Origin of the sequence: Flavonifractor sp. (genome assembly GCF_019422385.1) — a bacterium.
In the GTDB taxonomy this organism is placed as follows: Bacteria; Bacillota; Clostridia; order Oscillospirales; family Oscillospiraceae; genus Flavonifractor; species Flavonifractor avistercoris.
On record NZ_JAHZDL010000132.1, the window covers coordinates 1 to 4,266 of the forward strand.

Here is a 4,266-nt window from a genome sequence, read left to right on the forward strand (position 1 = left end):
CGCCGCCGAAGGGCTCGATCTCGGTGGGGTGGTTGTGGGTCTCGTTCTTGAACATCAGGAGCCAGTCCTGCTTCTTCCCGTCCACCTTTGCGGGCACGTGGATGGAGCAGGCGTTGATCTCCTCGCTCTCGTCCAGCTCGGGGAGCAGGCCCCGCTTTTTCAGGGTCTTGGCGCCGATGGTGGCGATGTCCATCAGGGTCTGGGGCCGGGCCGCGGCCTTCTCCTGGCCGTACACCTCCACCCGGGCGGCCAGGTAGCGGTCATAGGCGGCCTTCACCTGCCCGTCGGCGATGTCCGCCCCGTCCAGGTGGGTGGAGAAGGTGGTGTGGCGGCAGTGGTCAGACCAGTAGGTGTCCACCACCCGCAGCTCGGTGAGGGTGGGATCCCGCAGCTCCTCCTCAAACATGTACTGCTGGAAGAACTTCAGATCCGCCAGATCCATGGCCAGGCCGTAGGTGTCCAGCACCTGGCGCAGCTCCTCCTCGCTCATGTGGGCGAAGCCGTCCAGCACCGGTACGTCCTCCGGCACGGGGTAGCTCTGCCGGAGGGTCTCCGGCTTGTCCAGGGCGGCCTCCCGGCTCTCCACCGGGTTGATCAGGTAGCCCCTGGCCTTGTCCAGCTCCTCCGGGGTGAGGGTGCCCTGGAGCACGTACACCGTGGCGGCCCGGACGGCGGGGCGCTCCCCGCCGGTCATCATCTGGATGCACTGGGCGCAGGAGTCGGCCCGCTGGTCGTACTGCCCCGGCAGGGCCTCCACCGCCAGCAGGGTGTGCTCCCCCCGGGGGGCGGGCATCTTCTCGTCCCACAGCTTGTCCACCTGTGGCTCGGACAGGATGGTGGTGCGGGCGGCGGCGTAGACGGCCTCGTCCACCCCCTCCACATCGTAGCGGCGGAGCACCCGCACGCCGGTGAGGCCGGTGAGCCCCAGGGTGTGGCGGAGCTCATGGAACAGCCCCTCCGCCTCCACATCGTAGCCGGACTTCTTCTCTACAAAACAGCGAAATACGTTTCCCATACACTCTCCCCTATCTCTCTTTATGAAATTTCCCATTGGTCAAACTGGTAAAACAGGTTCTGCTGGGTGGGGGTCAGGCCGGAGAGCTGATTCCACTGCATCAGCACCGACCAGTTCTTGAAGCAGATCACCGCGAAGGGCGGCTCCTGGGCCAGCTGGGCATAGAGCTGGGCCGCCGCCTCCGTCCTGGCCGTGCCGGAGGCGGCCCGGAAGGCGCTGTGCAGGTTGGTGGTCTGGGCATTGCTGTACCCGCCGTAGTTCAGCGCCCCGCCGGGGGTGATGAGGGCGGTGAGGTCGAAGTCGGCGGTGAGGCGCACCTCCCCCAGGTACAAGTCGAAATCCCCCGCCTCCAGGGCCTGGACATAGTCGTCCCAGGACAGGGCGGCCAGCTCCGCCTGGATGCCCAGGTCGGTGAGGTTGGCCGCCAGCAGCTCCGCCGCGTCCAGCCGGGTGGGGTTGTTGGTGGGGGCCGCCAGGGTGAGGGACAGGGGCGTCCCCCGCCGCTGCCACACCCCGTCGGAGCGGCTGTACCCCGCCTGGGTGAGCAGCTCCTCCGCCGCCCCGGTGTCGTAGGCCAGGGACTGGGCCAGCTCCGCGTCGTAGAGGGGGCTGACCGGGGAGACGGGCAGGGCGGCGGCCTGGGCGTGGCGGGACAGGCGGGCGGTGACCGCCGACGAGCGGTCGAAGGCCCGCAGAAGGGCCTGGCGCACCGCCGCGCTGGCGCAGGGGCCGGAGACGGTGTTGAAGCCCACGTAGAGCATGGTGCTGGTGGGGTAGTCCACCGTGTCGAAGGAGCCGGAGAAGCCCAGGGAGTTGGTGCCCGTCAGATCGGTGGACACCAGGGTGACCTCCCGGGTGTCAAAGGCGCGGATGAGCTCGTCCGCCTCGTGGATGGCCCGCAGGGGGATGGACTGCAGGGACAGGTTCTCCGGGCCCTGCCGCCAGTTGGGGTTGGCCGTCAGGCTCCAGCTCTCCCCCGCGCCGGTGAGCACGTAGGGGCCGGTGCCCAGGGGGACGGCCCCGGCCTCCCGCACGATGGGGATGTCCAGCAGGGCGGGCAGGTTCCCGTTGGCCCGGGTGAGGGTGACGGTCACCCCGCCGTCCGCCGTGGCGGACACGGCGCCGATGCCGGTAAACCGGGCGGAGTAGAGGGCGCTGGTGCGGGCGGCCTCCAGGGAGGACACCACGTCGGCGGCGGTGAGGGCGCTGCCGTCGGAAAAGGTGACGCCGGGGCGCAGGCGGAAGCTCCAGGTCAGGCCGTCCTCGGACACAGTATAGGAGGCGCACAGCACGTTGTGAACCTGAAATTCCTGATCCAGCTCGAACAGCCCCTCGTACACCAGCCCGGCCAGGTTCAGATTGGTGCGGTTGGTGCCGGTGATGGGGTGGAACCCCGCCGACGGGTAGCAGGCCAGGGCGAACTCCGCCGGCTCCGCCGCCGGCGTGGCACTGGGCGTGGGCGTGGGAGATTCCACCGGCTCCGGGGAGGATCCGCAGCCGGCCAGCCCCAGGCACAGGGCCGCCGCCAGCAGGGCGGCCAGTATTCTTTTCAAGGGGCCTGACCTCCTTTCCAAAGGCGCGTCGATTTTCTGCGGAAAATCTCTGCCGCTGCGCGGCAGGATACGCGCCTTCCAGGGGGAACCAGTTCCCCCTAGATACGCGCCTGCGGCGCGATACCCCCTCCGCTCTCCGAGGGGGATTTTGGATTGGCGTACAACGGCAATGAAGTATCACAAATTTTGTAACTGCTTGTCTCACAGCGTTTTCCCCGCCCCGCGGGGAAAAGAAAATCAAAAGAAGTGCGGAGCAGGACACCCCCCAGGGGGCCTTCTCTTGCCCCTGCGGGGCAATTCACCTTGTGCGCCTGCGGAGCACACCGATACCCCTGGCCGCGGCGGCCAGGGGTATCGGCGGTGGTTTCCTTTGGAACCGCCGCCGTATCTAGGGGGGACAACGTCCCCCCTAGACGCTCAATGCAATCATTGCCGCCTGGCTTCCCCGCTCCCCGTGGGTGGCCCGGTGAGACCAGTATTTTTCCGGCATGCAGCAGGTGCAGTCAGGGGAGACGGCGATGTGGGCCGGATCCAGTCCGGCGCTCTCCAGCCGCTTGGCGTTGAGGGCCTTGAGATCCACGTGGAACTTGCCGGTGGGCAGCACCTCGATGGCGGACAGGGCGGCGGCGCCCATGGCCTCGGTCATGGCGTTGGGCACGTCCTCGTGGGTCTCAAAGCAGCACTTGGAGATGCCGGGGCCGATGGCGGCCAGAATGTCCATCCGGTCGCAGCCGTAGCAGTCCACCATCCGCTCCACCGCCTTGGCGGCGATGCCCAGGGCGGTGCCCCGCCAGCCGGAGTGCACCGCGCCGACCACCCGGCGCACCGGGTCATAGAGCAGGATGGGCAGGCAGTCGGCGGTGAAGATGGTGAGCACCACGCCGGGGATGTCGGTGATCAGGCCGTCGGCCTTCCAGGGTTCCCCCTCGTCCAGGCCGATGCCCAGGTCGGCGGCGGTGACGGTGCGCACGGTGTCCCCGTGGACCTGGCTGGCGCAGACGATCTTCCCCACGTCCACGCCGATGGCGGCGCAGAAGCGGCGGTAGTTCTCCCGCACCCTGTCCGGGTCGTCCCCCCGGTTCATGCTCAGGTTGAGGGTGGCGAAGATCCCCTCGGACACCCCGCCGCGGCGGGTGGAAAAGCCGTGTGCCACACCGCCGGCGGCCTCAAAGCCGTCGGCGGTCAGGTACACCAAACCGTTCTGATTGTGTTCGGTGATATTCATGCTGTCTCTCCCTCGCAGATGCTCTTCTGAAACGTCCGTCTGACAAAAGCCTCGCAGAGTTCCGTCGCCCATCTCGGCCCAAGAGCCGCCGCAAGCGGCGGTTGGCCTCGAAACGCGCCTGCGGGCGCAGGTAGGCGACGGAATAAAATCAAAATCCGTCCTTTCTGGGGACATGCGCCTCGGAAATGACACTTCTCATGGCGGAAGGGGCGACTTTTTCGTGAGAAAACGAGCCCCTTCCGTCATGCAGCCCCCTTCGAAAAAGTGGCTTTGCCACTTTTTCGATTATAGATCGGGGTGGTACTCCTTGCAGGTGCACTTCTTAAACTTCTTGCCGCTTCCGCAGGGGCAGGGTTCGTTGGGGCCGATCTTCTGGCCCTTCTTGACGGGCTGCTTCTTGACGGTGCCGTCGCCGCCGGCGCTCTCGCCGGTGACCTTGGCCACCCGCTCCCGCTTGACCTCGCCGCCCACCT

General features: G+C 67.4%; 3 protein-coding genes and 1 pseudogene. All 4 read right to left on the bottom strand.

All coding sequences use genetic code 11. The features are described 5' to 3' along the window. Positions 1–1,015, bottom strand: a pseudogene (locus QZ378_RS12250) (phosphoribosylformylglycinamidine synthase); the annotation flags it as partial. A gap of 20 nt (positions 1,016–1,035) precedes the next feature. Then, positions 1,036–2,568 (bottom strand): ABC transporter substrate-binding protein, encoded by a 1,533-nt coding sequence (locus QZ378_RS12255; RefSeq protein WP_291258468.1) that lies wholly within the window; start codon positions 2,566–2,568, stop codon positions 1,036–1,038. Between the two features lie 409 nt (positions 2,569–2,977). Beyond that, positions 2,978–3,793, bottom strand: coding sequence for a peptidoglycan editing factor PgeF (gene pgeF / locus QZ378_RS12260; RefSeq protein ID WP_291258469.1), 816 nt, complete (start codon positions 3,791–3,793; stop codon positions 2,978–2,980). Between the two features lie 285 nt (positions 3,794–4,078). Then, on the bottom strand, positions 4,079–4,266 hold a 188-nt coding region (locus QZ378_RS12265), incomplete at its 5' end, for an SEC-C metal-binding domain-containing protein (protein ID WP_291258470.1).